The organism is Paenibacillus filicis, assembly GCF_038070315.1.
Taxonomy (GTDB): domain Bacteria; phylum Bacillota; class Bacilli; order Paenibacillales; family NBRC-103111; genus Paenibacillus_G; species Paenibacillus_G filicis.
In genome coordinates, this window is record NZ_JBBPCC010000002.1 from 237,275 (window position 1) to 261,852 (window position 24,578).

Sequence of the window (24,578 nt, forward strand, 5' to 3'; positions counted from 1 at the left end):
ATCAACAATAAGCACCCCCTCCAGCCCATCGGTTTACACACGGATGTGTTGTAATGATGAGTGCTGTCAGGAATGCTTGACTGTTCAAGTATGAGAAGAGCTTTACTCCTGCTCGTAGAGCGGGAAGCAATACCGGTCCTTCACGCCCGAAGCTTTCCTCGCCGTGACCTGCATGTAATCGCCTCTATAACGGTCCAGTCCGTCAAATTTGGCGAACAAGTTGGCCATGTGCCTGCCTACTACCTCATCCTGTCTGCGCAGCTGCTCCCGCTGGGCCTCATCGGCTCTCGCATAGCCGATCTGGTAGGCTTCATAATGATTGAAGGTTTGCGAATTCACATGATCGAACGTATCCAAGTCTATGATCTCAAAGCCTGCGCTTTCAAACATCAGCCTCATTTCCTGAATCGAATATTCCTTCACGTGCTCAATCATATCCAGATCTCGAATGAACGGAGGGTAAAAGTTCGGCGATTCGTAACGCAGCATTCTTTTCATATTGGACAAAGAGTTGGCATTGGGCGTCGTCAGCACAAATATACCGTCATCCCGGATAATACGGTTGGCCTCGGCCAACAGATTCATGGGATCGCTCCGGAGATGCTCGATCGTCTCGAAACATGTAATCAGATCAATTGTACCGTTTCTATACGGCAGACGGTCTTTGGACAGATCGCAATGGACCATCGGTATCGCGATGCTTGTAGACTCTATACGACTTATGTCATAAGGAAAGTCGTTCAGAGGCTCATACGCAATCGAGTAGTCTTCGCGGATCACGACGATTTCCCCGTGATGATACGACCTGGACAGGCCGTCGCAGGCCTGGACCTTCGCCAGCGACTTGATCAGATACGGGAACACAACGTTGCTGCCCAGATCTACCAGATGCGTGTCCGGCCTACAGTAAGGCAAGACTGTATCCACCATATGGATCAGGCGGTCCAGATGACCTCTCATATACAGGTAATCCTCATAAATTCGCTTATTCTCTTCATCTAGCTTGCTCACAATCTGATGGAGCTGCAGCTTGATCTGCAGTTCTCGCTCACCCACCATAACTTACCCTCCCATATATTGGATTCCACCTACTCTTCTGATTATAGCGCTTACAAATTAGGTAGCCACATCTAACGTGACCTCAATTGATAGAAATATGACCATTCCAAGGCCACCCTCCCGGATGGCCCCTTCTCTGGCACTCTACACTCTCCGCTGCTCCAATATACTCACTTCCTCCCTGATCCGGCTGGGATCGATCCGCTCGAACAGCAGCTTGACACCGTGAATGGGCCGGTCAAGTGTAACTGACAGAGGATGGATCAATCATATTTCATCTATTTTTCTTCGAATTTGATCATGAATGTTCCCCTTGCTTAGTCCTCCATGATAGCAGATGACGGATTCAAGGTCATGATCCAGATATTTTTTCAACGAGAGTCGAGCTTCCTCTATATCGGGTGTTGTTGGCTCATGAATTCCTCCAAGCGTGCCATTTACACTATACATCGAATCTCCGGCAATGAGAGTTTTGCTTCTTCTCACATATAAGCTGATATGACCGGGAGTATGTCCAGGAGAATGGATGACCTGAATTCCTCCGCAAACCACAAGTTCCTGGCCGTCTATGACGGTATGGTCCACCCTGCCCTTGGGAGGATTTATGATTTGTCCGTCTTTCAGAAGAGGCAGCTCTCCTTGAATATAAGGTTGATCCAGCTCGTGTGCGTATACCTGGACGTCACTGCCACACTCCCGCAAAATCTCAGGTAGACTCCCTATATGATCGATATCCTGATGGGTCAAAATCACCATTTTTACCTTGTCTAGGGACACCCCTGCCTTTTTCATAGCCATTCTCAAATCTTCTATTTGCCCTGGGAATCCAGTGTCTATTAATACGGCCATTTCTTGATCCCACAAAAGAGTTGGGTGAATGATGTTCCCGTGAAAGTCGAGTTCAAGCATGTGAACTCCTTCCGAAATTTCCACGTTTTCAGCTCCTTATCGCGATTAACATCGCCGTATATATTTCATAAACGTAAATATATTTTTGTACGTAAAAATATATTATTAAGATATTTATTGGCTTGTCAAGAAATGACTTTCATTCAACCCGACCATCAGTCAAAAAAGAACGCTCCCACGCGTTCGCTTGGGCTACGTCCTTCCTATGGAACCCTATCTCGGCTGCTTCCCCATTCAAGCCTTAGGCAGCCGGATTGTAAATATCGTCGCCTCTTCCTTGCTTCGGCCGAGCACCAGGGTCCCGTTCATTTTCTCGACGATCCGCTTCGCGATGGATAACCCAAGTCCCGATCCCCCGTCCCCTCTCCTGGACTTATCTCCCCTCACGAACGGATCAAAGATGCGAGACTGCATCTCCTCAGGAATGCCGATACCTGTGTCCGCGACCTGAATGACAATGCCCGCTGGCTCTTCTGACACAGCAAGGCGAAGCCGGGTTCCCGGCGGATTGTATTGCAGCGCATTCCCTATCAGATTGGAGACGGCGCGGGCCAGTTGATCCGAATGAAACAGGGCCTGGATCGGATGCTCGGGAATATCGAGCTGTAAGGCGAACTGGCGCTGTTCGATGTCCCCATACAGATCGGCTGCCATCTCACGCAGAAAGGCACCGGCGTCATGAGCGGCCACATCGATCTGATAATCCGGCGAATCCAGCTTCAGCAGCTCCAGCATGCTTTGAATCATATCGGTCACCCGTATGGATTTGCGGTAAATATAATCGGCGTACTTCCTCCGTTGTTCTTCATCTGCAACCGTGCCTGCACTCAATAACTGGGCGAAGCCCCGGATACTGGTGACAGGCGTTTTCAAGTCATGGGAGAGATCGACGATCAGCCTCTGCTTGCTCTCCTCCGCCAGCTGCTTCTCCCGTGTCGTTCGCTCGATAACCGCAGCCATCGTGTTAAACATGTCGCGAATCTGATTGAATTCCCTCTCCGCTTCGAATTCGACGCGGAACGCGTAATCGCCGTTGCTGATACGAACGAGTCCCTTCATCAGCTTATCCAGCGGCTTCTTAATACGACGCGCCACCCAGTAGCTGTACAGCACAACCATCAAGGCCATCACAGCGAGCAGCGAATAAAAATAAAGATCAAGCGACCGTTGCCCCGTGCTTGCGGCGGGCAACTCCACGGTTGCCGGGTTCAGAACCCTGTTCTCCACGGATACTTGATCCCGAGCTATCTTGAGCAGAAGAAACTGTGAATCGCCGGGCGAAGGCATTTCTGCGATGGCATAATAATAAGGCTGGTCCACCGCATTACCCAGCCACGTGAGCAGTTCCTGCGAGGTGTACTGACGGATGCCGTCCCTTTGGGTTCCCTTAACCTGCAGTACACGTCCCTCTTTGTCGATCACTTCCAGCCAGCCACCTGCACGCTCTAGCCGGGCAAGCGCCTCCTCCGTTTGACTGCCCTGTACATAGCTATGCGCGTCCAGAGAGATGGACTCGCTCGAATGAGCGCTGTTGAACAGGTACACAATAAAAAGCACGATCATCACTAGCATAAACAACAAAAACAGGATATGGATGAAAAGAAAATCGAAAATAAGCGACGTGTACAGCCGCCGCTTCTTTCTAATATGCCACAGGTGTCTCAAGTTTGTATCCCAGCCCTCTGATCGTTTTGATATACTCCGGCTTCCGGGTGTCCTCCTCGATCTTATCTCTCAGATTACTGATATGCACCATAATCGTATTGTCGTCATACGCGTACTGATCGTCCCATACGGTCTCGTAGATCCTTTTTTTCGTTAAGACACGACCCGGATGCTCCATGAACAGCAGCATCAGCTTGTACTCGGTGGAAGTTAGAGGAACCGCTCTGCCGCTGCGGTAGAGCACGCAGGCCAGCGGATCGAGAAGCAGCTCGCCGATGACGAGCTGCTTCTCCTTGGCGTGGCTGTCCGAGGCTTCGAACCGGTAGGCTCTGCGCAGCAGCGCCTGTACCCGCGCAACGACCTCCAGCGGGTTGAAGGGCTTCGTCAGGTAATCGTCTCCGCCCAGACTCAGTCCTAGAATTTTATCGTGATCCTGACTTAGCGCCGAGAGGAACAGGACGGGAAATTCATGGGTTTCCCGTATTTTTTTGACGAGCTGGAATCCATCCATACCGGGCATCATGATATCCAGAATGGCCAGATCGATATGCTGCTGCCGGATCTGCTCCAGCGCCGACTGAGCATCATGCGCGTGGAAAACCCGGTATTCCTGATCCAAATAAACGGTTAATAGTTCGATAATTTCCGGCTCGTCCTCCACAATCAGCAGATTGTAGCTCATGCTTCCTCAGCTCCCTTCCCGCTTGGATTTATGGTTAGTTAATGTCTGTTTTTCTGAAGACAGCTGCCGCGGTATAGAGCAACAGGGCCATATAAATCAGAATGATCGCAGCCGACGGCAGGATGCCGGTAAATGGCGTTGTCCCCAAGCCACGGATCAACGGATCGCTGTCATAGGATTGCAAGCTCAAATTCCCGAAGATCAGCAGCTTGGACCAGGAATACTTGGATAAAGCGGCCGTTAGCGTCTGCCCCATAAAATTCGTCACAATAGCCAGCGTAATGGCCAGCACGGGGCTGCGGACCAGCGTCCCTGTCAGTAAGGATAGCGTAATAAAAAACAAATATTCGGGTATCCGGTAAGCGTACACCTTGACGACAGCCAGCCACGAAAAATCGCTATGCCCCCGAAACAGGATAGCACCCAGTGCTGCGCTAATCAAGAGCGTCACAATCAGTAAGGATAACATCACGATAATGACAGCCGCATATTTGGACAGCAGAATCATGCTGCGGCCGGGTGGACGGATCAGCAATTGCTTGATCGTGCCTTCCTTGAACTCGTCTGCGATGGTCTGCGCGCTAAGCGCGGCCGAGAACACCATGATGAACAGACCGAGTACGCTGAAGCAGGTGTGAGCAAACCCCGCCCCGCTCTGGGTGGAGTCGGTCCATCCCAGCATAAACCGGTTGACCAGCCCGATAATCCCTATGGCTGCGATCAGGAACAGGGCGAAGCCGTACAGAAGCTTACGATAATGGAACTTGAGCAGCTCGTTGTGTACCAAGCGGATAAACATCAGGATTGCGCCTCCCCGGTTAACTTAAGATACAGCTCTTCGAGTCTGTTTTTCCTCATGAAGACCTGGAGAAGGCCGACCTGATGATGTACCAAGTATTCAACGATTCTAGGAATTTCATTCCTGTTCGTGTCCAGCGTTATGGTTGCCCGATCCGTGTGGCACATATGCCCTCTGCCCCGAAGCAGGCTCGCTGCCTTCTCCAGCTCTGCCGCATCCTCCACCTCAAGGTCGACGGTCACTTGACCGTCCGCGTCTTCCTGCTTGAGCGGCTGCTCTGCCACAACCCGGCCCTGCTGGATAATAATAACCCGGTCGCAGATAAGCTCGATCTCGGCCAGCAGATGGCTGGAGATGATAATAGCCATTCCTTCCTGCCGCGCCAGCTCGCGCAGGTAGTCCCTCAATTGCCGGATGCCAGCCGGATCCAGTCCGTTGGTCGGCTCATCCAGAATCAGAACGGAGGGGCGATGCAGCAGCGCTTGTGCGATACCAAGCCTCTGCCGCATGCCGAGCGAATAGTTCCTAACTCTACGGTCAATCGATTCCTGTAGATCAACAAGCTGTATGATCCGCTCGATTTCACTTTTATCGGGTGCTTGCATACTCATCCTGGCGAATTGAAGCAAATTTTGCCTGCCGGTCATGTACCGGTACAGCTCCGGGTTCTCGACGATAGCGCCGACTTGTGACAAAGCGCCCTTGCGGTCGGAACGGATGCTTCGGCCTCCTATGCGGATATCTCCCGATGACATGGAGATCAGGCCGACCATCATGCGGATGGTGGTCGTCTTGCCTGCTCCGTTAGGACCGAGAAATCCATAGATTTCTCCCGGACTGACCGTGAATGACAAGTCTTGAATAATGGACTTCGTACCGATCCTTTTACTGACATGGCTGACTTCGACTGCGTATTCTGACATGGCGATTACACTCCTTTCTAAGAAAATATGTTATCGGGTCCGAACGACATACGTTCTAGACAGCTGATCATGCAAGGCACGCTTGTTGGCATCCATCCCGGCCATCAGGAAGCCGATGCCGAGCAGCAGTATGGAGAGCCATTTTCCGATCGTTTCGCGAATCAGAGCAGCGCCCCAGGACGGTACGGTTCCATCAGCCCGCACGACCCGAATACCGACAATCCGCTTGCCGAGGGTCTGACCGAACAACCCTGTCAGCAGCAGAAAGTACAGGCTCAGTCCCAAGTTAGCGATAACGGGCAGAGGTTGGAGCCCCAGCTTCCCGTACAAATATGAGATCAGTGATAATAGAGCCAAGTCGATAACGAAAGCGACTGCCCGAATCCAGAAGCCCGCGTATTCGGTTTGCTGTTTCATGAATGATTCCTCCCGGCAAATTGTGATAAGTTGTTGCTTGTTTAGTATAAAAGAGACTGCCTTCAAAGAACCTGAGGGTAATCATAAGATTGTCTTAAGATGGGGACCGACTGCCCAGCCCCTTCAAATAAAAAATCCCGCCGGAAACCGGCGGGAAGCATAGAACGGAACGGGATTAGGAAACGACCTCACCCCTGGTACGAAGCGCAAACTTACGCTCGAGCACAAGCAGCAGCTGATTGGCGATAATCGCCACGACGGATACTATGAGGGTACCCAGGTCATCTGGGGCACGTGATTCTGATAAAGTCCTTCCAATAAGATAACGCCAAGGGGAGTTCAATTGGGGGAACATTTCGTACCCGGATAAGCAGACATAGGCAACCAAAGCCGTAAAGGCAGACTTATCGCAATATATGTTTTCCTTCAGCGTTACTTGCTCAACTGGTGGCCCGCATGGTTCTCCACAGCCGGCGCGGTCCGGCTTCGGCTCCGGCTCTTTGAACGGCTCCATGTCCGTTGGAAGGCTCCTATCATCAGGGCCAGCCAGAAGCCGCTTGCCAGTAACGCACCTATAATATCGCTGGGATAATGCACACCCAGGTAGACTCGGCTCAATCCAATCAGGAAAATCATCGCGCAGCACGCTGCCAGCAGCAGACCGCGACCCAGACGTGTCGATGTGTGGCGCCACAGCACGAATGCCAGTGCCCCATACAAGGCCAGGGCTCCCATCGCATGACCGCTTGGAAAACTGTAGCCCGTCTCTTCGATCAACCGGTGAACGAAGGGCCGCTCGCGGTGAAATACCATTTTTAACAGCTGGTTCAAAACCGCAGATCCGCCTATGACGCACATCATGAACATCAATTCCATGCGGTGCCGAAGCCCCACGAACAGAATCACCATAATCAGTGCAGCCGTAAGCAAGGTCCCCTTGGCCGAGCCTATGAATGTAAAGAGCTCCATGACTTTGGTTACACTTGGATGCTCGAAGCCTTGCACGAAGGCGGCTATTTGCACATCAAACGGGTTCGAAGGATGAAGGATAAGAGCCAGGGCCAAAGCGCCAAAGCCTATAAATAAAATAAATCCGAAAAGCATGCCGTTGTAATTGAATCGTGTTTGTTCCAAAGTGACAGTTCCTCTTTCTTTCCTAGTTATTAGATGGATGAATCATGATGGATGCTCACACTCATAACCAGCCCAATCGCAATCATATTGGTCAGCAGCGAGCTGCCCCCATAGCTGATGAACGGCAATGAAATTCCCGTTAAGGGCACAAGTCCAATATGCATTCCGATATTAATGAAAATCTGAAAGACCAGCATGCCCGTAATTCCGATCACCACATAAGAGCCGATCAGCTCCCTGCTGTTCATCGCTACGATGACCAAGCGGTAGATCAGTATAAAATAACAAATCAGCAGCACGGAGGAGCCCAGAAATCCATATTTCTCGCCAATCACGACGTAGATCGAATCGGAATACGCATAAGGGATATACCCATTCTGCAAATAAAACTGATTGTCGCCCCCCATGCCTCCTGAGCCTATCGCTCGGATCGCATTCTGGACATGCCACGACTTGTCGGGATCATGGGTGGGATCTAGAAATGTCTGTATTCTCGCCATCTGATGAGGCTTAACAATTTGCGAGAGCAACTCATAATCTGCATAATATAGCCATAATATAGCCCCGACAGCAAGTCCGACGAGACCAAGGCACAACAGCATATACAGCGTTCGCATATTCCCTATCCACAGCATGCTGAGAAAAATCCCGACAAAAACCAGCGATGTGCCCAAATCCGGCTGCTTCATAATGAGGACGGTTGGAATCAAAAAAACAACGCATAGCGGAACGATGTCCTGAAAGAGCCGAAGCTTCTCACCGGCTCGCTTATGCAGCAGATGAGCGGCTAATAAAATCGTAAATACCTTGACGAGTTCCGATGGCTGTACTTGAAAGGAACCGAAATTCAACCAGCGGACCGCTCCATTAATATGGCTTCCGATCAGCTGAACCAGAACAAGCATAGCAATGCCAATCATATAGAAGAGAAAGGACAGCTTTCCTGTAAATACTCGATAATCCAGCATCGCGATAACTAGCATGGGGATCAGAAACACAACGAATTGAATCCAGTTACTGGTATGCAAGCCGTTCAATTTAGTGCCTGACGTTGCTCCGTATACGGCCACCGTACCAATGATGATGAGAACAATCAAAATCACGAAGGTAGCTCTATCCATTTTCTTTAGCTTGCTGATAAAAATCATCGCACAACCTCAATCGCCGAAACCTTCGTTTGTTCCTGACGCCTTCTGTTGTTATCCCGTGAAATACTCAATAAGATGCCCGTGCAGGCCATACACAGGATCAAAGAGGAGCCGCCGTAGCTGATAAAGGGAAGCGGTACTCCGGTAATCGGCAGGGTTCCGCTTACAGCCCCCAGGTTCAATAGAAATTGAATAAAGATCATCGTGACGATGCCCATGCCGAGCAATACCCCGAAAAGCTCATCACTTAGCATAGCCGCCCTAAACCCGCGCCAAAAGAACAGAAGGAATATCAAACAAAGCAAGGATGTACCGACAAACCCCAATTCCTCTCCGATCACGGCGAAAATAAAATCCGTATGGGCTTCCGGTAAGTAAAAAAGCTTCTGGATGCTTTGTCCAAGTCCCGCGCCGGTAACCCCTCCATGCCCGAAAGCATACAACGACTGGGTGAGCTGATAGCCCGAATCGGAGGGTTGATCGAGTGGATGCAGGAAGGATGTAATTCGCTTAAACCGGTAGCTTTGACTGACCGCCAGATAGATGAGCAGGGGGATCAGTCCCAGACTCACCATGAAGATATGCCGCACTTGTACGCCGCCGATGACGGTGATCACAGCCGAAATCATCACCAGGATGAGAACCGTTCCAAAATCAGGCTGACCCATCACCAGCAGCAGAATGAGGCCTATCACAATCAGAATGGGAAGCAATCCTTTCTTGAATACTTGGATATGCTCCCCTTTTTTGCTGATCAATGCGGATAAGTACACAATGATCGATAGCTTGGTAAACTCAGACGGTTGAAAGGTGAGACCCGCTACGACAAACCATCGCTTGGCTCCGTTTACACTTTTTCCTCCAATTAGAACAAAAATTAGAAGAAATAATGAAAAAAAAAGAAGAAAGGGCGCTGCCCTTCTCCAGGTTTGAAAAGGAATACCCATGAAAAATAACATGAAACCTAGTCCAACTATCGCAAATAAGGCCTGCTTGCTGATGTAATACCAAGAGCTTGCATGATAGAAGTAAGCCTTCGGCGAGCTGGCGCTAAATACCATAACCAAGCCAATGCCGACCAGCATAAAAGTTAAAAATAAGAGCAGAAAATCCGGCCGGCCCCTTCCTTGACTTTCCAACTCGCCAAACACCTCTTTTATTTGAACTTATAGCTTGTAAGAAGGTTATCCAAGCTCAAACTGTCGCTATACTCTTTTGTCGCCCATAGCTGCAAGGTGTTATTCTTCCACTCATAGATATCCATGCCGTTTCCCGCTTCGCCAAGCGACCAGCCCAGAACAATCTCAGGAATGCCGTCTTCATTCACATCGCTAAATCCTGCGTAATCCAAGCCATACCCGAAGCCCTTGGTATCCCAGACGATCCGCCAGTCTTCGTTCCTCTGCTTCAGTAAGGCTGCCTTGAGCTCCTTGTCCTTCAGCGCGCTCTGTTCATACACAATGAGTGCCTCATCTGAACCGTCTCCATCGACATCTTCGTAGAGAATACCCTGGCCTCCTGCTTCCCGATCTGAGACCAGAATCCGGGCGCCTTGAGGCAGTAAGGCATGCAGCGCAGCATGGAACTTATCATCCCGGCTCGCCCCTTCATACACCGGAGGTTTAATCGAATCCATCGGAGACGCAGGCATTCCACATCCGCTCAGCCACAGCAGCGCCGAAGCGGTGATTCCGGTAACCAACATCCTCGTTAACATGCCAACGTCTTCCCCCTGCCCGCCGCCGTTCTCAGCTTTATTGTACATGCTCCATCACGGTAAAAGGTTATGAAAAAGTTAAAATTTCCTTCATAGTTACTTGGGAAGATAGATTTCAACCTGGGTCCCCTCTCCAAGCTGGCTATGGATAAGCAGCTTCCCTTGATGCAGATCGATGATTTGCCGGGATATGGACAGCCCCAGCCCGCTTCCAGCCGCATGTCCGTCGCCCTTATAAAACCTTTGGAAGACATGGGCCAGATCCTGCTCCCCGATTCCCGATCCCGTATCCTGAATGGAAATCACAACCTCTCTCTCCGTCTGCCGAGCAATCACCGTGATGCTTCCGCCAGGACCCGTGAATTTAAGCGAATTGTCCAGCAGATTGATGAGCACCTGCTTCAGCCGGTTGCTGTCCGCATGAATGGCCGGGAACCTATTATCGATCTGCACGTCAAGCGATACTCCCTGCCGGGCTGCTCGAGGAGCCAGCTGCTTGCCCACATGCTGCAGCAACACGGACAGATTAAGTGGAGCGCATTCTAACCGTATCTGGCCATTATCCAGCTTGGAGAAGTCAAGCAATTCATCCACGAGACGTGTTAACCGGTCGGCTTCGGTCTCGATAATATCAAGTCCGTCCCTCAGCAAAAACTCTCCTTCTCCCGGGTCCGCTTTCAAGGTAACGACCCAGCCTTTAATCGACGTTAATGGCGTCCGCAGCTCGTGGGAGATCGCGGAAGTAAATTCGTTTTTGAGCTGTTCGTTCCGCTGGATCTTCGCCGCCATCGTATTCAGCGTGTCCGCCAGCTTGCCCAGCTCATCCTGATAGCGTTTGTTGGCTCTAGCCGAGAAATCTCCTTCAGCCATTTGTTCGGCCGCGGACTTGAGCTCCTTAATCGACCCTGTAATGGTTCTTGACAAGAAGACGCTGAGTAAAGCGACAATGCCTAGTACCATAAGACCTATCGCCATGAAAATCATCAAGATATGCCTGATAATCTCCATCGTTTCCGTTAAGGAAGTGACGAATCGGACAACTCCCACTGTGATATTCCCGGCTTGCAGCGGATAAGCGACCGCGAGTACCGGTTCATTCGTCGATGGCTCCCGTCCCCTCCATGTTCCTGCAGTTCCTCGGCGTGCCTCTTGGACATCCGGATAATCGCTCATGAACTCTCCGGCCTGCAGTCCGTTGGAGTCCTGCAGCAGCTTTCCCTCTGCGTCGATAATCTGAACCTGAGCCGTGATATTGTGGGCAAAACCGCTCAGTAATCGCCCCGATATCTTCTCCAAATCTTCTCCGGCAAAATATTGCTGAAAAAAAGAAGCGGATATCCCCGCCTGATTCATCAGAGTCCGCTCTATATTGTGATAAAAATAAGCCCTTACAAAAACCGTAAGGAATACTTCAAGGATCAGTACCGTCACTATAATGACAACGAGATAGCTGCCCACCAGCCTTTTTTGGATGCTCAATCCATCAGCCTTCCCTTCTCCAGCGGTAGCCCAGTCCCCATACCGTCTCGATCATCTGCGGCTTGGAGCAGTCATCCTCCAGCTTTTCCCTTAGCCTCCGGACATGGACATCGACCGTCTTGACCTCACCTACAAAATCCTCGCCCCATACGAGGTTCAACAGCTGATGCCTGGACAGAGCTTTATCCGGGTTTTCCAGGAACACTTTAACCATCTGGTACTCTTTGGGAGTCAGGTCGATCAAGCCATCGTGCTTAGATACCTGCTTGGCATCCAAATCCAGCCGGATCGAACCGGATTGAAGGATGGTTTTGGGCGGTTCCATCGCATGCCCGGTCCGGCGCAGCACGGTCCTGATTCTGGCGACGAGCTCCAGCGGATTGAACGGCTTGACCATGTAATCGTCGGCTCCAAGCTCCAGTCCCTTGATTTTGTCCAAATCCTGCCCGCGTGCCGTCAGAAAAATAATCACGATATGCAGGTCCGTTTCCCTTAGCTTTCTGCACAGCTCGGTCCCATCCATATCGGGAAGCATAATGTCCAGCACGACGACATCCGGACGATGGGCCGCGATGCTGGTCAAGGCCGTCTCGCCCAGAGCAGCTTCGGTCACCTTGAAGCCGTTCCGTTCCAGATTAATAGCGACAAACCGTCTGATATGGTCGTCATCCTCCACGATAAGCACCTGATTGCGGTATGTAGTTTCCACACGATGTCCCCCCTTAGCTGTCTTGACCGGATAAGTAACTGTGGGGCGCTTGCTCCCATCAAATCTGTCTGCAATCCCGTTAGCTTGTTCACCCGGGCTCGTCTCTCTTCGCTTTAATACTCTCTCCCTCAAGCCGAAAGTAACCGCTCCGGCCTTGCAGCAGCGAACTGCATATCAAAAAGCACCCTCAACAACATAAGAGGGCGCACGCGAAATCACATCTATCAAGTGACCTCCAATCGTTGAGTTTTAGCACTGTATGGCATAGGAGCTTACGTCCAGCTACGTTAAAAACCACCTTATGTCGATGGTTTCTGTTGACCCATTGGCGTCTGTCGACGTTTCTGGGCAGCAGCATTTCTCCATACAGGAGCCTCACCTAACGAGGTTCGTATTGAATTATCCCCATCATAAGTGACCGAATTCTCCTTTGTCAATCTTTCCTCGCCAGCAGAAATTGCTGCTTGACAATAGAAAGGAAAGGTATCAACATAACCTCCTTATGGGATAAAAAATATTATACAAAATCATGAATTTTATCTATACAAATCCAAGGAAATTGTGATAGATTGAGCTAAGACATCGCTTCGAAAGTTAAAGCGCTTATACTTATGGTTAAAGTTTAAGCGTTTTAACTTTCTGGCTATGCAGCTGCATGGAAGGGAGGGCTGAACGACTACCCGCTTTGTTGGTTCCAACCTATCTTAGAGGAGGAATGATCATGTCCATGTTCACGATCAGCAAGCCGAAATCGAAACCGCTTACGTTCCTGTTTCTCACCGTAGCTCTGCTGGTTACCTCAGCAGCGCCTGCTTCCTGGTCTGCCAAGGCGCATGCCGCCGGCGAGCAAAAACCTTTTCCCCAGCAAGTCACCTATCCCGGCATCATCAAGCCCAATCATGTCAGCCAGGCGTCCCTGAACAACTCAGTGTCCAGCTATTAGGACTATTGGAAATCCAAGTATCTGAAAAACAACCTGTCCTCCCTGCCAGGCGGTTATTATGTCAAAGGCGAAATTACAGGCGACGCCGACGGCTACGCTCCGCTGGGTACCTCCGAAGGCCAAGGCTACGGCATGGTCATCACCGTCCTGATGGCAGGCTATGACGCCAACGCTAAGACGATCTACGACGGCCTCTTCAAGACAGCTCGCGCCTTCACGAGCTCCAGCAATTCCAACCTGATGGGCTGGGTCGTAGCCGATAGCGCAAGCGCTCAAGGCCACTTTTCTTCCGCCACGGATGGCGATCTAGATATCGCCTACTCCTTGATTCTAGCCGACCGGCAATGGGGCTCCTCCGGGACGATCAATTATCTGCAGGAAGCCAAGAAAATGATCACGCAAGGCATCAAAGCGAGCAATGTCACCACCAACAACCGTCTGAACTTGGGCGATTGGGATGCCAAAAGCGCCTTGAATACGCGTCCTTCCGACTGGATGCTGTCTCATCTCCGGGCGTTCCACGAGGTAACGGGAGATCAGACCTGGCTGAATGTCATCAACAACCTGTACAACGTGTATAGCCAATTCTCCGCTTCCTACTCGTCCAGCACCGGGTTGATTTCCGACTTCGTCGTAGCCAATCCGCCGAAGCCCGCTCCGCCCAATTACCTGGATGAATTCCCGGAAACCAACGAATATTTCTACAATGCCAGCCGCGTTCCGCTGAGAATCGTCATGGACTACGCGATGTATGGCGATACCCGGGGCCGGGATATCGCCAACAAAATGGCCGTATGGATTAAAGGCAAGACCAACGGGAGCCCCGGAAGCATCAAGGACGGCTACAAATTGAACGGTACGGCGATCGGCAGCTATGCCACAGCGGTGTTCGTCTCCCCGTTCATCTCCGCCGCTACCACGAACAGCTCCCACCAAGCCTGGGTGAACTCCGGCTGGGACTGGATGAAGAACAAGAAGGAATCCTACTTCAGCGACTCCTACAACCTGTTGAACATGCTCTATCTGTCCGGGAACTGGTGGAAGCCAACCTTCAACGGTAACCCGTCGGCAGCTGAGTCGGAAGCTCCCGCAAATCTTGTGCTGCCCGAAGCCGGAGCTGTTCAGCCTGAACAGCAGCCAGTTGAAGAGGTGACGACTAGTCAGAGTAAATAAATGAAATGCAGGAATAAGCCCATTGGAATCCTTCCTTGGGCTTATCTCCTCTCCTATCCACTCCGTTCATGCCTTCATAATACCTACGACTTCTCTTCTTCTAAGGAATTTCCGAGATCTTCGTCTGTATACCCGCGATCTTCTAACGTTATTCCTCTGGATAATCGCGATTCCATATCAAGGCTGTAATCTTGCAAAAATCGCCGAATGACCGTTATTTCTTCGTCTGAATACTTATCCAGGAATCGGTAAAACCGTTGTTCCTCCAGCTCATGCAGCTTTTCATGCAATTCGAAAATTTTCTTGCCCTTTGGGGTTAGACGGAAGTAGACTTCCTTCTTATTCTCGGTCAGTTGAGTTCGTTTGACATAACCGTCTAGAAGCAGTTTATTGCCGATCTTCGTTATACTTGCTTTGGAGAGCCCCATTTTCTCCGCAATGGATGTGCTGTTAATCGGATGATACTTGCCGATGCATTCCACCACATGGACCGCCGTGATGCTCTGGGGACTATCCTCCATCTTCGCTTCTTCAATCAGACTAAAGAAAAGCTTGATTTCCGATTCGGATAACCGCTCTTGGATATGCAAATACCTGATGTAATGATCATACAGCATCTGCTTGTTCAAGGATTTGTATTCCACCCGTTCCCCCACTTCCCATGCACTAAGTTCCTTATATAATAGGAAGGCTCGATATATTGTTTACTTGTAAACATAATAGTCGAAAGTAACGATGGAAGTCAACGAGTAGACCTTAACTTGCCTTACTTGACCTTTCCTTCGTTTCCTCACGGATGGAATCCTTGCTGGGACGAATGGCGAAGGCTACCGGAATCGCTAGTAACGAGATCCAAGTTGCAATGAAATTCAAATCGTTAATACTCATCGTCAGTGACAACGGCGGTATAAGCAGCGGATCAGTCGTATTCTGCAAGGTCAATTCCGCCGTGTGGCTGGCTGATCTTGCAGCTAGCAGCGAGGTAAAGATCGCAATACCGAACGAACCAACGACATTGCGCATCCAGTTCTGGAGCGAGGAAGCGTGGCCAGTAAGCTCCCGGGAAATCTGTTCCATGCCTGCCGTAGCGGCGGGCATCATGATCAGCGCCAGTCCCAGGTAACGAACGATCATCCATACCAGCGTATAACCTGCAGAACTGTGGACGCCCAGCCAACTGAGAGGAAGGCTGCCACCCGCGAGCAGAATAGTTCCTGTCACCATCAAAGGCATAGGCCCTGTTTTCTTGTAGAGCCTCCCGACGAACAAGGTAAGCAAGGCCATCGCCGCGGAAGACGGAAGCAGAATGATGCCGGTATCTAACGGAGAAAGCTGCTGCACGCTTTGCAGAAAAATGGGAATCAGCAGCGTACCCGAATAAAAGCTGACCATCACGATACTAAGTAGAATGGCCGTTAACGTGAACCTTAGATTCAGCAGCACCCTCAGATTCAGCAGCGGCGAATCGGTCGAAAGCTCCCGCCAGACGAAAAGCCCCAGTGACAGAAGGCCGGACCCGAGGAAGAGAAGTGTCCGGGAAGACAACCAGCCCCACGCATGTCCCTGGGACAACCCCATAAGCAAGGCCGAGCTCGCGACGATTACGGTCAGCAGTCCCCATATGTCGAACTTCTTCGGGATTGTCATTCTGTAATAAGGAATATAGATCATCGCGAAGATCATGGACAATAGGCCCAAGGGAAGGTTGGCCCAAAACAGCCATTGCCAAGACCCGTGCTGAAGCAGCCAGCCTGCATAAGTCGGGCCAATCGCCGGTGCTAGCGTGGAAGCCGCAATCCAAACGCTCATCGCAATCGGCTGCTGCTTGGACGGAATGATCTGGAAGATCATAGCCATAGCTACAGGTACCATGAAACCGCAGAATGCTCCTTGTACAATTCGGAACGTAATGAGCATCGGGGCGTTCCACGATAGTGCACATAACACAGAAGATAATGTTACTCCAAGCAATGAAGCCACATACAAGTGCTTATAGCTGAAACGTTCACCTAAATAGCCCGTAACTGGAGCGGCAGTACCGAGTGCCAATAAGAAGCCGGTTAAGGTCCATTGTACGATATCAAGACCGGTCCCGAACTCTTTCTGCAGAACAGGGAGTGCGATATTGATCGTGTTGGTATTAAGCAGAGAAAGGAAGGTTCCGAGAAATATCGCCACAATAATCGGAACAAACCTTACCGTCTGAGCTGGCATGTTTGTCATAAGCCAATCAACCTTTCCTGTTACCATTTTTGTTAACTAGTAAACAAAATATTTAAAATAATTAACGATAATGCATCCCTTTCTCTATGATTATTGTTTACTACTAAACAATAATCATGATAATTGATAAGTGTTATCATTGTCAATCCTTATAGGGATGACCTCTGTCCTGCGAATCGAAGCAGCGAAACGCGTTCAAATTTATTTTCGGCATCATGAGTCTGTGAAGCTGCGCTTTCCGCGCATCCATGAACCCTCCAATGTCCCGAGTTCGCATCCTCGTTATGGAATAAAAAAGACGGTGCGGACTCCTCATCATGAGAAATCCGCACCGCCTGTCGCCCTCCCCGCTCAGCAGGTCCAGCTTCTAATCGTGAATCTCAACCAACAGCTCGCCCAGCGCCTTCATCGCTTCCTGCTCCTGCTCGCCGTCGATCTCCAGCGTCACTTCGTCCTGGAAGGCCACGCCGAGTGTCAGCATGCTCAGGGAGCTTTTGCCGTTTACCTTCTTCCCCTTGCTGCTCACATTGATTTTGCATGGGAATTGGCTAGCCGCCTGTACGAAGGCTTTGATCGGGCGCACATGGAGCCCGGTAGGGTTCATAATTTTAAACGATTGAATGATCATGATGAGGTTCCCCTTTCAATTGGTCCTGAACGAAGGCTTGCACGTCCTGATGACTGCGCAGCTTCAATGCCTGCTGCGCTCCGGTCTTCCACTCCGCATGGGACAGAGCGGCGATCCGCTCGCGCGCTGGCAGGATGGAGCCTGCGCTCATGCTAAACTCATGCAGGCCCAGGCCGAGCAACAGCGGGATGGCCGTCAGGTCGCCCGCCATCTCTCCGCAGACGCCGACCCACTTGCCCTGCTCGCGCGCTGAATCGATCACATGGCGAATCAAGCGCAGAATCGACGGATGGCTGGGCTGGTACAGGTAAGACACCGTCTCGTTCATCCGGTCTGCCGCCATCGTATATTGAATCAGATCGTTCGTACCGATACTGAAGAAATCGACTTCCCTGGCAAAGATATCTGCCGCAATCGCAGCCGAAGGCACCTCGATCATCATGCCTACCTCGATGGTGTCAGCTACCGGCGCACCTGAAGCCACAAGCTGCCGCTTCTCATCCTCGAGCATTCGCTTCGCTTCTTCCAGCTCCTCGACGACCGCGACCATCGGGAACATAATCTTCAGATTGCCGTAAGCGCTGGCCCGCAGCAGCGCGCGCAATTGGGTACGGAATACATCCGGCCGCTCCAGACAAAGACGAAGTGCCCGCTGGCCGAGGAACGGATTGCTCTCCTTCGGGAGATCGAGATAAGGCAGCTCTTTGTCTCCGCCGATATCCAGCGTCCGGATGACGACAGGCTTGCCTTCCATTTTCTCAAGTACGTATTTGTAGCTTGCGAACTGCTCGTCTTCCGTCGGCAGCTCGCTGCGGCCCATATACAGGAACTCCGTGCGGAACAAACCGATCGCTTCCGCACCGTTATCGAGTGCCTTCTGGACATCCTCCAGCTTGCCGATATTCGCCGCGAGCTCAACCCGATGTCCATCGGACGAGAGCGTCGGACGGCTTACCCACTGACGCAGCTCCGCCTTGCGCTTATCATACTCCGCCTTCTTCTCCTGATACAGCGCCAGCTCCTCCTGACTCGGATCGACCAGCAGGATGCCTTCGGAGGCATCCATAATTACCGTGACTCCGGACCAAATATCGCCGATTCGGCTGCCGACGCCGACAATGGCCGGAATATCCAGAGAACGCGCCATAATCGCCGAATGCGAGGTACGGCTGCCGATCTCCGTCACGAAGCCCTTCACCGCATCCAGGTTTAGCTGTGCCGTATCGGACGGCGACAGATCCTCCGCTATAATAATACAAGCCTCCGTTAGCTGGGATAAGTCCCCGCCCTGCACGCCGCGCAATAGATTCAGGACGCGCCCGCTGACATCCCGCACGTCAGCCGCACGCTCTCGCAGCATCTCATCATCCAGCTGGCTGAGCGCTTCGATGAAGGTCTGGGACACTTCATGCAGCGCGTATTCCGCTTGGACGCCTTCTTGCCGAATCTGCTCGGTGACCGTGTCGATCAGGTCCGGGTCTTCCAGGATCAGTAGATGCCCCTCGAAGATCGCCGCCTTCTCCGCGCCGAGCTTCTCCTCCGTCGCTGCCCGGATGCGCTCAATCTCCGCCTGCGCCTGCCCGACCGCTTGTTGAAACCGCCGAACTTCCTCTTCCGGCTGCTCCACCGAGCTCCGGACCGGCACATAGGTTTCCGTTTTCAATACAACCGCCTGAGCAATCGCAAGTCCTGGCGATGCGGCAATGCCTTGTAGTTGTTGTGTCATGATGCTTCCCCTCCTTACAATTCCTGCTGCTTGGACCCTGTCGATTCAAATGCGGCGATGATGGCATCATGCAGCGGATGGCCTGCGGCAATTCCCGTATAGTGGGTAATCGTTTGGCTGATGCCATCCGTTTGCAGCTTCGCTTGCAGCTCGGCCGCTTCCGTATCTCCCGCCGGGTCGAATCGCAGCGCCGCCGCCATGGCCCGTGTCAGTTGTGATGTGCCCAGGCCCAGCTCATACGCCTGCAGCGCCGGCCTGACCAGCCGGTCGTTCGGCGACAGCTTGCGGATCGGTGAACGGCCCACACGCTCGACCTCATCGGTTAGATACGGGTTGCGGAAGCGCCCGATAATCTTCTCGATGTAACGAGCATGCTCCGCCTCATCGAAGCCGTACAGCCGGGTCAGCACGGCACCCGTTTCCTTCAGAACGCCCCGGATCGACTCTACGATCTCTTCATCGAGCATGGTTTGCTGGATCGTCGCGTACCCCTTCAGATAGCCGTGATAAGCGGCACAGCAGTGACCCGTGTTCACCGTAAACAGCTTGCGCTCGATATACGGACCTAGCTGATCCACGTAATGCACGCCTTCGATGAGCGGATAGCCTTCCGGCAGAGCCGAACGGTCGACTACCCATTCGTAGAACGGCTCCACAGTCACCTGAAGCTTATCCTCATGCTGCTGCAGCGGCACGATCCGGTCTACCGCCGCGTCAGGGAAAACAGCCACCGCCGCGGCTTGCTCTTGAAGCCCCGCAGACAAATGGCTGTACACATGCTTTTTCAGCTCCGTACTGCCGCCTATCGCATTCTCACAAGCGATCACGGCGACCGGTCCCGTGCCAGATTGAATGCGGCGCTCGATGCCGCGGGCGATGTTCTCCGCGATGTAAGGCAGAATGGTAAGACCAACGGCCGTCGTAACCAGATCCGCTTCGGCGATGGCCTGAGCGACCCGGTCCGTGTCCTTTCCGTTGATGGCTGATACGCCGTGGACGATCGTAGTGTCCGCCTGTTCATTGGCCAGCGTAACCTTATAGCTCCCTCGTTCATTGAGCAGGGCTACCCGCTCCTCATTGACATCGACGAATTGAACCTCGTAGCCAGAGCCTGACAGCAAGAGGCCGATAAACCCTAGCCCGATATTCCCTGCACCGAAATGAACGGCCTTCATGCGTTCATCCCCTCTTCGAACAGAGCGATCAGCTCTTCCTCGGAGGATGCTTGCAGGATGCGCTGCATATCGTCTTCATCCGCGACCATCACCGCCACGCTGGAGAGCACCTCCAGATGCTCCTCGCCCACTGCGGCCAGACCGATGACCAGATATGCCTTCTCCTCGCCGAAGTCAACGCCTTCCGGCACGATCAGCACGGACATGCCCGTCGATTGGATCAGAGCCTTGGAGTCATTGGTTCCGTGCGGCATCGCGAGCCCTCCGCCGATATAGGTGGAGGAAACACCCTCCCGCTCGACCATCTTGTCGACATACGCGGCAGGCACATGCCCGGCATCCACCAGCAGTTGGCCGGCCAGACGAATCGCTTCGTAGCGGTCATTCACTTTGACGTTCAATCTTACTTTTTCCTTGGACAAAATACTCATATCGGGTTCTCCCCATTCTCTTTAGTTTTGATGAAGTCTTCCAGCTCCTGTGAAATAAAAGCCTTGATCGCTTCCGCATCCGCCTGTTCCATCAGCCGGATCATCTCAGGAAGCAGCAGCAGCGCGCTGATCTCGCTCAGTACCTCCAGCCCGGGCCGGGCCAGACTTCGCGGAGCCAGCATCAGCAGAATCTGCCGGACCTCGGAGGTGCCTTCTTCCCCGAGCAGCAGAGGCCGAGTCAGCCGGAATAGCGACAGGAACGGCTTCTCGACCCATTCGCTCCGGGTGTGAAACAACGCCAGCTTCGTATCTGCGATCAACTGACTGCCTTGCATTTCCCGCTGGATAAGCTGCTCCAGCACAGGCTCGCTATTCTGCACGTTTCCCTTTGATGAAACCTGATCCAAGATGGCTGTCAGGACAGCACGCAGATGACGGCTCCTGTTCCCCAGATCGAGGGTATGCACCTCGAACGGGTCCAGCACCTGAACAATTGCTGAGGTATAGGCACTCACCCGCTTGAGCCGCTCCAGCGGCCCGGACTGGCCCAGCGCTACAGAGGGAGGCGCGTGGCTGGACGCCGAGATTTTCGTAATATAGGCGCGCAGTTTCTCCGTCTCTTCGCGGGTAAGCAGAGGGCTCAGCTTGATATAGCGCTCCGGCTCTACCGGCAGATCGACCGTGGAAATGATCAGATCGTACCGGTCCTGCGGAATTCTTGCCGCCTCATACCACGAGTAATGACCAATCAGCTCGATCTGCGGAATTTCCTTATTGATACGCACCGCGAGCAGCTTCGAGGAGCCGATGCCGCTCGTACACACCAGCAGTGCGCGGAGGCTTCTCGGGAACAGCTTCCAGCGCTCTACAGACGCTCCAAAATGCATGACCAGATACCCGATCTCTTCGTCCGGTACGTCCATATCCAATCCAGCCTCGTCTACCGCTACGCGAACCGCCGCGAACAATGGGGCGTAATCCTTCTTAAGCTGCGGCAGCAGCGGATTGCGCGGAAGCTCACCGGAGCGCAGCCGCTCCAGCGCAGGACCCAAATGCCGGATTAGCCCGTCAAGTAATGATCTGTCCTTGTGGAAGGGAATGTCCATTCGCTCCCCGACCCCCCGGATTAGGCTGACGGCTTCTTCCGCGAGGGTCACGCCGTACTTATCCAGAAGCGTGGCGGAATCCGCGAATGCCTCAGCCTTGGCATCGTCCAGCAACCGCTGGGCGTAAGCCTTCTCTGCTTCCGGCCAGTCTAAGCCGAATGTCTCCGCGAAGCGCCGCAGCTTAGGGGAATACGCGGAAGCCTCAGCCTCTGCGTCCTCCTCTGGAGGCGAATGGACCCAATGCTGCTCTCGCATCCGCGTAACGGCCACCGACAACTGTAGCAGCAGCCGGGTATAGAGGGTCTCGGACAGCCGGTTCGGCCAGTCCTCCTCCATCTGCCACAGCAGCTGCTCGATGGCCAGAACATGATCTTTCCCTACAAGCCGGAGTAATTCCCGAGTTACCGGGCCCGAAGATGAAGACTCGGATAATGCTCCGAACAGATCGGATTCATCCAGATAATGCTGGGCCATGCTCGCGATCAGGCTTCGCTTGGCAGGCTCATCGCCTGCAAGCTCCACCCCATATCCCCGCCGGCGGATTAACTCCAGCTCTTGCTTGCGCAATAGAGGCTCCAGTTCATCCAGATCGCGGGTGACCGTCGGGATTGCCGCATTCAGCGCGTGAGCCAGCGCATACAGCTTGACCGGCTCAGCCTCCGTCAGCAGCCGGCACAGGATCATGGCTTTTCGCTCCCCCGCTGAAAAGGTAACGCTGATAGAGCCGCTAAGCAGGCTCCTGAACCGGGCCACATCCTCCTCATGACCTTGAATCGAGATGCCGATGCCCGACTTACGGATAAGCGACAATCGGTTTTCCGCGAGCAGCGGCTCGAGCTCTTGCATTTCACGGTGAACGGTTCTCGTGCTGATCTGCTGCTCCTCCGCAATCTCCCCTGCGGTTATTTCCCCTTGCCGTTTGAGCAGGGCTTCCAAGATGCGGCGCTGTCGATTGGAGACGATCATAACCGTGTTCCCCTTCCGTGAAATGGACGCAAACGCCGACGTCGATCCGTCAGCGCTGCGTCCCGAAACTTAGCTATTCGTTTCTGAATCCCCGAGACGCTTCACGAGCACATCGTATTCCCCTGCCTTGAGGAAGTCCTCGATCGAGATGTGTTCGGCGTCCGGTGCCTTGATCTTGGCCCGATCGGTTAAGGTTCTGTGTGTGATAATAATATCGGCATCTGCAGGAATATCGCTGATAGCCGTATTCGTAACCGTCACCGGGATTTGCGCTTTGTTGATTTTCTTGCGGAGAATCGACGCACCCATCGCGCTCGAGCCCATGCCGGCATCACAAGCGAACACGATCTTGTTCACTTCTGATTTGGCTTTAACTACACTTACCCCGGAAGCCGCAGGTGCAACCGTGCCTTTGGCTTCGGCTTTCATCTGCTGCATCTTCGCAGAAGCGGCGCCCAGATCGGCTTCCTCCGTCTGCTTGCTCGTCTTAAGCAGGATCGAACCGAGCACGAAGGATGCAGCCGTTGCCGTGATGACACCAAGCAGCACGGGCAATGCTTCGCCCCGTGGCGTCATCAGCATCAATGCCACGATACTACCTGGCGAAGGGCTCGCCACAAGTCCCGCTCCTGTAACCGCGAAGGTCAAGGTGCCTACTACCCCACCGCCGATAGCGGCCAGGATAAGGCGCGGGTTCATCAGAATGTACGGGAAGTAAATCTCATGAATCCCGCCCACGAAATGAATAATGGCTGCCCCCGGTGCGGATTGCTTGACGCTGCCGCGTCCGAAGATCCAGTAAGCCAGCAGAATGCCGAGCCCCGGTCCGGGGTTGGATTCCAGCAGGAACAGCAGCGACTTGCCGACGTGGGACGATTGCTCGAGAGCGATTGGCCCCAGAACCCCGTGGTTAATTGCGTTGTTCAGGAACAGAACCTTGGCCGGCTCGATCAGAATATTGACCAGGGAAATCAAATGATGATTCACTAGAAACTCTACACCGGCTGCCAAACCCTTGCTAATGGCTTCGACAGCCGGGCCGACCGCTTTATACGCTGCAAGAGCCAGAGCGCCCCCGATGATTCCGGACGAGAAGTTGTTCACCAGCATCTCGAAGCCGGAGCGGATCTTGCCTTCCACCGACTTGTCGAACTTCTTCAGGATCCATGCAGCCAGCGGCCCCATGATCATGGCGCCGAGGAACATCGGAATGTTCGATCCGACGACGACCCCCATCGTACCGACCGCCCCGATGACGCCGCCCCGCGTGCCGTGTACCATGCTTCCGCCTGTGTATCCGATCAGAAGCGGCAGCAGGTAAGTAATCATGGGACCGACCAGGGTGGCTAGCTTCTCATTGGGCAGCCAGCCTGTGGGGATAAAGAGCGCCGTAATAATCCCCCATGCGATAAAAGCACCGATATTCGGCATAACCATCCCGCTGAGGAAACGCCCGAAACGTTGAATCCCGACCTTGGCGCCGCCTTCGGAAGCCTGAACCGTTTGCCCCGCTTGACTCATATATACCTTCCTCCTCTATTATGTTCACAATGCTGATCATCTATC

At 52.7% G+C, this 24,578-nt stretch carries 22 protein-coding genes, 1 pseudogene and 1 riboswitch; of the genes and pseudogenes, 1 reads left to right on the forward strand and 22 read right to left on the reverse strand.

Translation table 11 applies throughout. The features are described from left to right. Nucleotides 1-102: 102 nt before the first annotated feature. From WMW72_RS04810 to WMW72_RS04875, 14 genes are all read right to left on the reverse strand, one after another. Complete coding sequence (locus WMW72_RS04810) at nt 103-1,059, reverse strand: class I SAM-dependent methyltransferase (RefSeq protein WP_341414283.1); 957 nt, start codon at nt 1,057-1,059, stop codon at nt 103-105. A 144-nt stretch (nt 1,060-1,203) separates the two neighbouring features. Then, nucleotides 1,204-1,326: a hypothetical protein gene (locus WMW72_RS04815; RefSeq protein WP_341414284.1), complete on the reverse strand. Its 123-nt coding sequence runs from the start codon at nt 1,324-1,326 to the stop codon at nt 1,204-1,206. Further along, the gene (locus WMW72_RS04820) at nt 1,327-1,992 is read right to left on the reverse strand and encodes an MBL fold metallo-hydrolase (RefSeq protein WP_341414285.1); all 666 of its coding nucleotides are present in this window, start codon (nt 1,990-1,992) and stop codon (nt 1,327-1,329) included. Nucleotides 1,993-2,202: 210 nt separating this feature from the next. Further along, nucleotides 2,203-3,633: a sensor histidine kinase gene (locus WMW72_RS04825; RefSeq protein WP_341414286.1), complete on the reverse strand. Its 1,431-nt coding sequence runs from the start codon at nt 3,631-3,633 to the stop codon at nt 2,203-2,205. Continuing rightward, nucleotides 3,611-4,315: a response regulator transcription factor gene (locus tag WMW72_RS04830; protein WP_341414287.1), complete on the reverse strand. Its 705-nt coding sequence runs from the start codon at nt 4,313-4,315 to the stop codon at nt 3,611-3,613. Before WMW72_RS04830 ends, WMW72_RS04825 begins: the two co-directional genes overlap by 23 nt. 34 nt (nt 4,316-4,349) lie before the next feature. Then, the gene (locus WMW72_RS04835; protein WP_341414288.1) at nt 4,350-5,114 is read right to left on the reverse strand and encodes an ABC transporter permease; all 765 of its coding nucleotides are present in this window, start codon (nt 5,112-5,114) and stop codon (nt 4,350-4,352) included. Beyond that, nucleotides 5,114-6,037, reverse strand: a complete 924-nt coding sequence (locus WMW72_RS04840) for an ABC transporter ATP-binding protein (RefSeq protein ID WP_341414289.1) — start codon at nt 6,035-6,037, stop codon at nt 5,114-5,116. Before WMW72_RS04840 ends, WMW72_RS04835 begins: the two co-directional genes overlap by 1 nt. A gap of 30 nt (nt 6,038-6,067) precedes the next feature. Further along, entirely contained in the window at nt 6,068-6,454 is a 387-nt protein-coding gene (locus WMW72_RS04845) for an RDD family protein (RefSeq protein WP_341414290.1), read from the reverse strand. Nucleotides 6,455-6,886: 432 nt separating this feature from the next. Continuing rightward, complete coding sequence (locus tag WMW72_RS04850; RefSeq protein ID WP_341414291.1) at nt 6,887-7,588, reverse strand: phosphatase PAP2 family protein; 702 nt, start codon at nt 7,586-7,588, stop codon at nt 6,887-6,889. Between the two features lie 29 nt (nt 7,589-7,617). Next, complete coding sequence (locus tag WMW72_RS04855) at nt 7,618-8,691, reverse strand: FtsW/RodA/SpoVE family cell cycle protein (RefSeq protein ID WP_341414292.1); 1,074 nt, start codon at nt 8,689-8,691, stop codon at nt 7,618-7,620. Nucleotides 8,692-8,732: 41 nt separating this feature from the next. Beyond that, nucleotides 8,733-9,887, reverse strand: coding sequence for a putative lipid II flippase FtsW (gene ftsW / locus WMW72_RS04860; RefSeq protein ID WP_341414293.1), 1,155 nt, complete (start codon nt 9,885-9,887; stop codon nt 8,733-8,735). Nucleotides 9,888-9,892: 5 nt separating this feature from the next. Beyond that, nucleotides 9,893-10,453, reverse strand: coding sequence for a hypothetical protein (locus WMW72_RS04865; RefSeq protein WP_341414294.1), 561 nt, complete (start codon nt 10,451-10,453; stop codon nt 9,893-9,895). Nucleotides 10,454-10,549: 96 nt separating this feature from the next. Then, nucleotides 10,550-11,932, reverse strand: a complete 1,383-nt coding sequence (locus WMW72_RS04870) for a sensor histidine kinase (protein WP_341414295.1) — start codon at nt 11,930-11,932, stop codon at nt 10,550-10,552. Between the two features lie 4 nt (nt 11,933-11,936). Next, complete coding sequence (locus tag WMW72_RS04875) at nt 11,937-12,641, reverse strand: response regulator transcription factor (RefSeq protein ID WP_341414296.1); 705 nt, start codon at nt 12,639-12,641, stop codon at nt 11,937-11,939. 226 nt (nt 12,642-12,867) lie between these two features. Next, nucleotides 12,868-13,035: riboswitch (M-box (ykoK) riboswitch) on the reverse strand. A gap of 396 nt (nt 13,036-13,431) precedes the next feature. Here WMW72_RS04875 and WMW72_RS04880 point away from each other — a divergent pair. Then, a pseudogene (locus tag WMW72_RS04880) lies at nt 13,432-14,757 on the forward strand (family 8 glycosyl hydrolase). Nucleotides 14,758-14,840: 83 nt separating this feature from the next. Here WMW72_RS04880 and WMW72_RS04885 read toward each other — a convergent pair. The 8 genes from WMW72_RS04885 to WMW72_RS04920 form a co-directional block, all read right to left on the reverse strand. Further along, nucleotides 14,841-15,386, reverse strand: a complete 546-nt coding sequence (locus WMW72_RS04885) for a MarR family transcriptional regulator (RefSeq protein ID WP_341414297.1) — start codon at nt 15,384-15,386, stop codon at nt 14,841-14,843. A gap of 127 nt (nt 15,387-15,513) precedes the next feature. Then, nucleotides 15,514-16,971, reverse strand: a complete 1,458-nt coding sequence (locus tag WMW72_RS04890; RefSeq protein ID WP_341414298.1) for a DHA2 family efflux MFS transporter permease subunit — start codon at nt 16,969-16,971, stop codon at nt 15,514-15,516. A 376-nt stretch (nt 16,972-17,347) separates the two neighbouring features. Next, nucleotides 17,348-17,608: an HPr family phosphocarrier protein gene (locus WMW72_RS04895; protein WP_341414299.1), complete on the reverse strand. Its 261-nt coding sequence runs from the start codon at nt 17,606-17,608 to the stop codon at nt 17,348-17,350. Continuing rightward, nucleotides 17,589-19,334, reverse strand: coding sequence for a phosphoenolpyruvate--protein phosphotransferase (gene ptsP / locus WMW72_RS04900; RefSeq protein WP_341414300.1), 1,746 nt, complete (start codon nt 19,332-19,334; stop codon nt 17,589-17,591). The genes WMW72_RS04895 and ptsP overlap by 20 nt, the downstream gene beginning before the upstream one ends. A 14-nt stretch (nt 19,335-19,348) precedes the next feature. Beyond that, complete coding sequence (locus WMW72_RS04905; RefSeq protein WP_341414301.1) at nt 19,349-20,509, reverse strand: mannitol-1-phosphate 5-dehydrogenase; 1,161 nt, start codon at nt 20,507-20,509, stop codon at nt 19,349-19,351. Then, nucleotides 20,506-20,940 carry a PTS mannitol transporter subunit IIA gene (locus WMW72_RS04910; RefSeq protein ID WP_341414302.1) on the reverse strand — a complete coding sequence of 145 codons (435 nt, stop codon included), beginning with the start codon at nt 20,938-20,940 and terminating at the stop codon, nt 20,506-20,508. The genes WMW72_RS04905 and WMW72_RS04910 overlap by 4 nt, the downstream gene beginning before the upstream one ends. Next, nucleotides 20,937-23,012, reverse strand: a complete 2,076-nt coding sequence (locus WMW72_RS04915; RefSeq protein ID WP_341414303.1) for a BglG family transcription antiterminator — start codon at nt 23,010-23,012, stop codon at nt 20,937-20,939. Before WMW72_RS04915 ends, WMW72_RS04910 begins: the two co-directional genes overlap by 4 nt. A 69-nt stretch (nt 23,013-23,081) precedes the next feature. After that, nucleotides 23,082-24,533: a PTS mannitol transporter subunit IIBC gene (locus WMW72_RS04920; protein WP_341414304.1), complete on the reverse strand. Its 1,452-nt coding sequence runs from the start codon at nt 24,531-24,533 to the stop codon at nt 23,082-23,084. Nucleotides 24,534-24,578 lie beyond the last annotated feature (45 nt).

Bases quoted from the DNA above. Each gene is read 5' to 3' on its own strand.
- WMW72_RS04890 (WP_341414298.1), bottom strand. From the start codon at position 16,971: ATGCCAGCTCAGACGGTAAGGTTTGTTCCGATTATTGTGGCGATATTT.
- WMW72_RS04845 (WP_341414290.1), bottom strand. From the start codon at position 6,454: ATGAAACAGCAAACCGAATACGCGGGCTTCTGGATTCGGGCAGTCGCT.
- WMW72_RS04840 (WP_341414289.1), bottom strand. From the start codon at position 6,037: ATGTCAGAATACGCAGTCGAAGTCAGCCATGTCAGTAAAAGGATCGGT.
- WMW72_RS04910 (WP_341414302.1), bottom strand. From the start codon at position 20,940: ATGAGTATTTTGTCCAAGGAAAAAGTAAGATTGAACGTCAAAGTGAAT.
- WMW72_RS04895 (WP_341414299.1), bottom strand. From the start codon at position 17,608: ATGATCATTCAATCGTTTAAAATTATGAACCCTACCGGGCTCCATGTG.
- WMW72_RS04920 (WP_341414304.1), bottom strand. From the start codon at position 24,533: ATGAGTCAAGCGGGGCAAACGGTTCAGGCTTCCGAAGGCGGCGCCAAG.
- WMW72_RS04915 (WP_341414303.1), bottom strand. From the start codon at position 23,012: ATGATCGTCTCCAATCGACAGCGCCGCATCTTGGAAGCCCTGCTCAAA.
- WMW72_RS04830 (WP_341414287.1), bottom strand. From the start codon at position 4,315: ATGAGCTACAATCTGCTGATTGTGGAGGACGAGCCGGAAATTATCGAA.
- WMW72_RS04835 (WP_341414288.1), bottom strand. From the start codon at position 5,114: ATGTTTATCCGCTTGGTACACAACGAGCTGCTCAAGTTCCATTATCGT.
- ptsP (WP_341414300.1), bottom strand. From the start codon at position 19,334: ATGACACAACAACTACAAGGCATTGCCGCATCGCCAGGACTTGCGATT.
- WMW72_RS04810 (WP_341414283.1), bottom strand. From the start codon at position 1,059: ATGGTGGGTGAGCGAGAACTGCAGATCAAGCTGCAGCTCCATCAGATT.
- WMW72_RS04905 (WP_341414301.1), bottom strand. From the start codon at position 20,509: ATGAAGGCCGTTCATTTCGGTGCAGGGAATATCGGGCTAGGGTTTATC.
- WMW72_RS04865 (WP_341414294.1), bottom strand. From the start codon at position 10,453: ATGTTAACGAGGATGTTGGTTACCGGAATCACCGCTTCGGCGCTGCTG.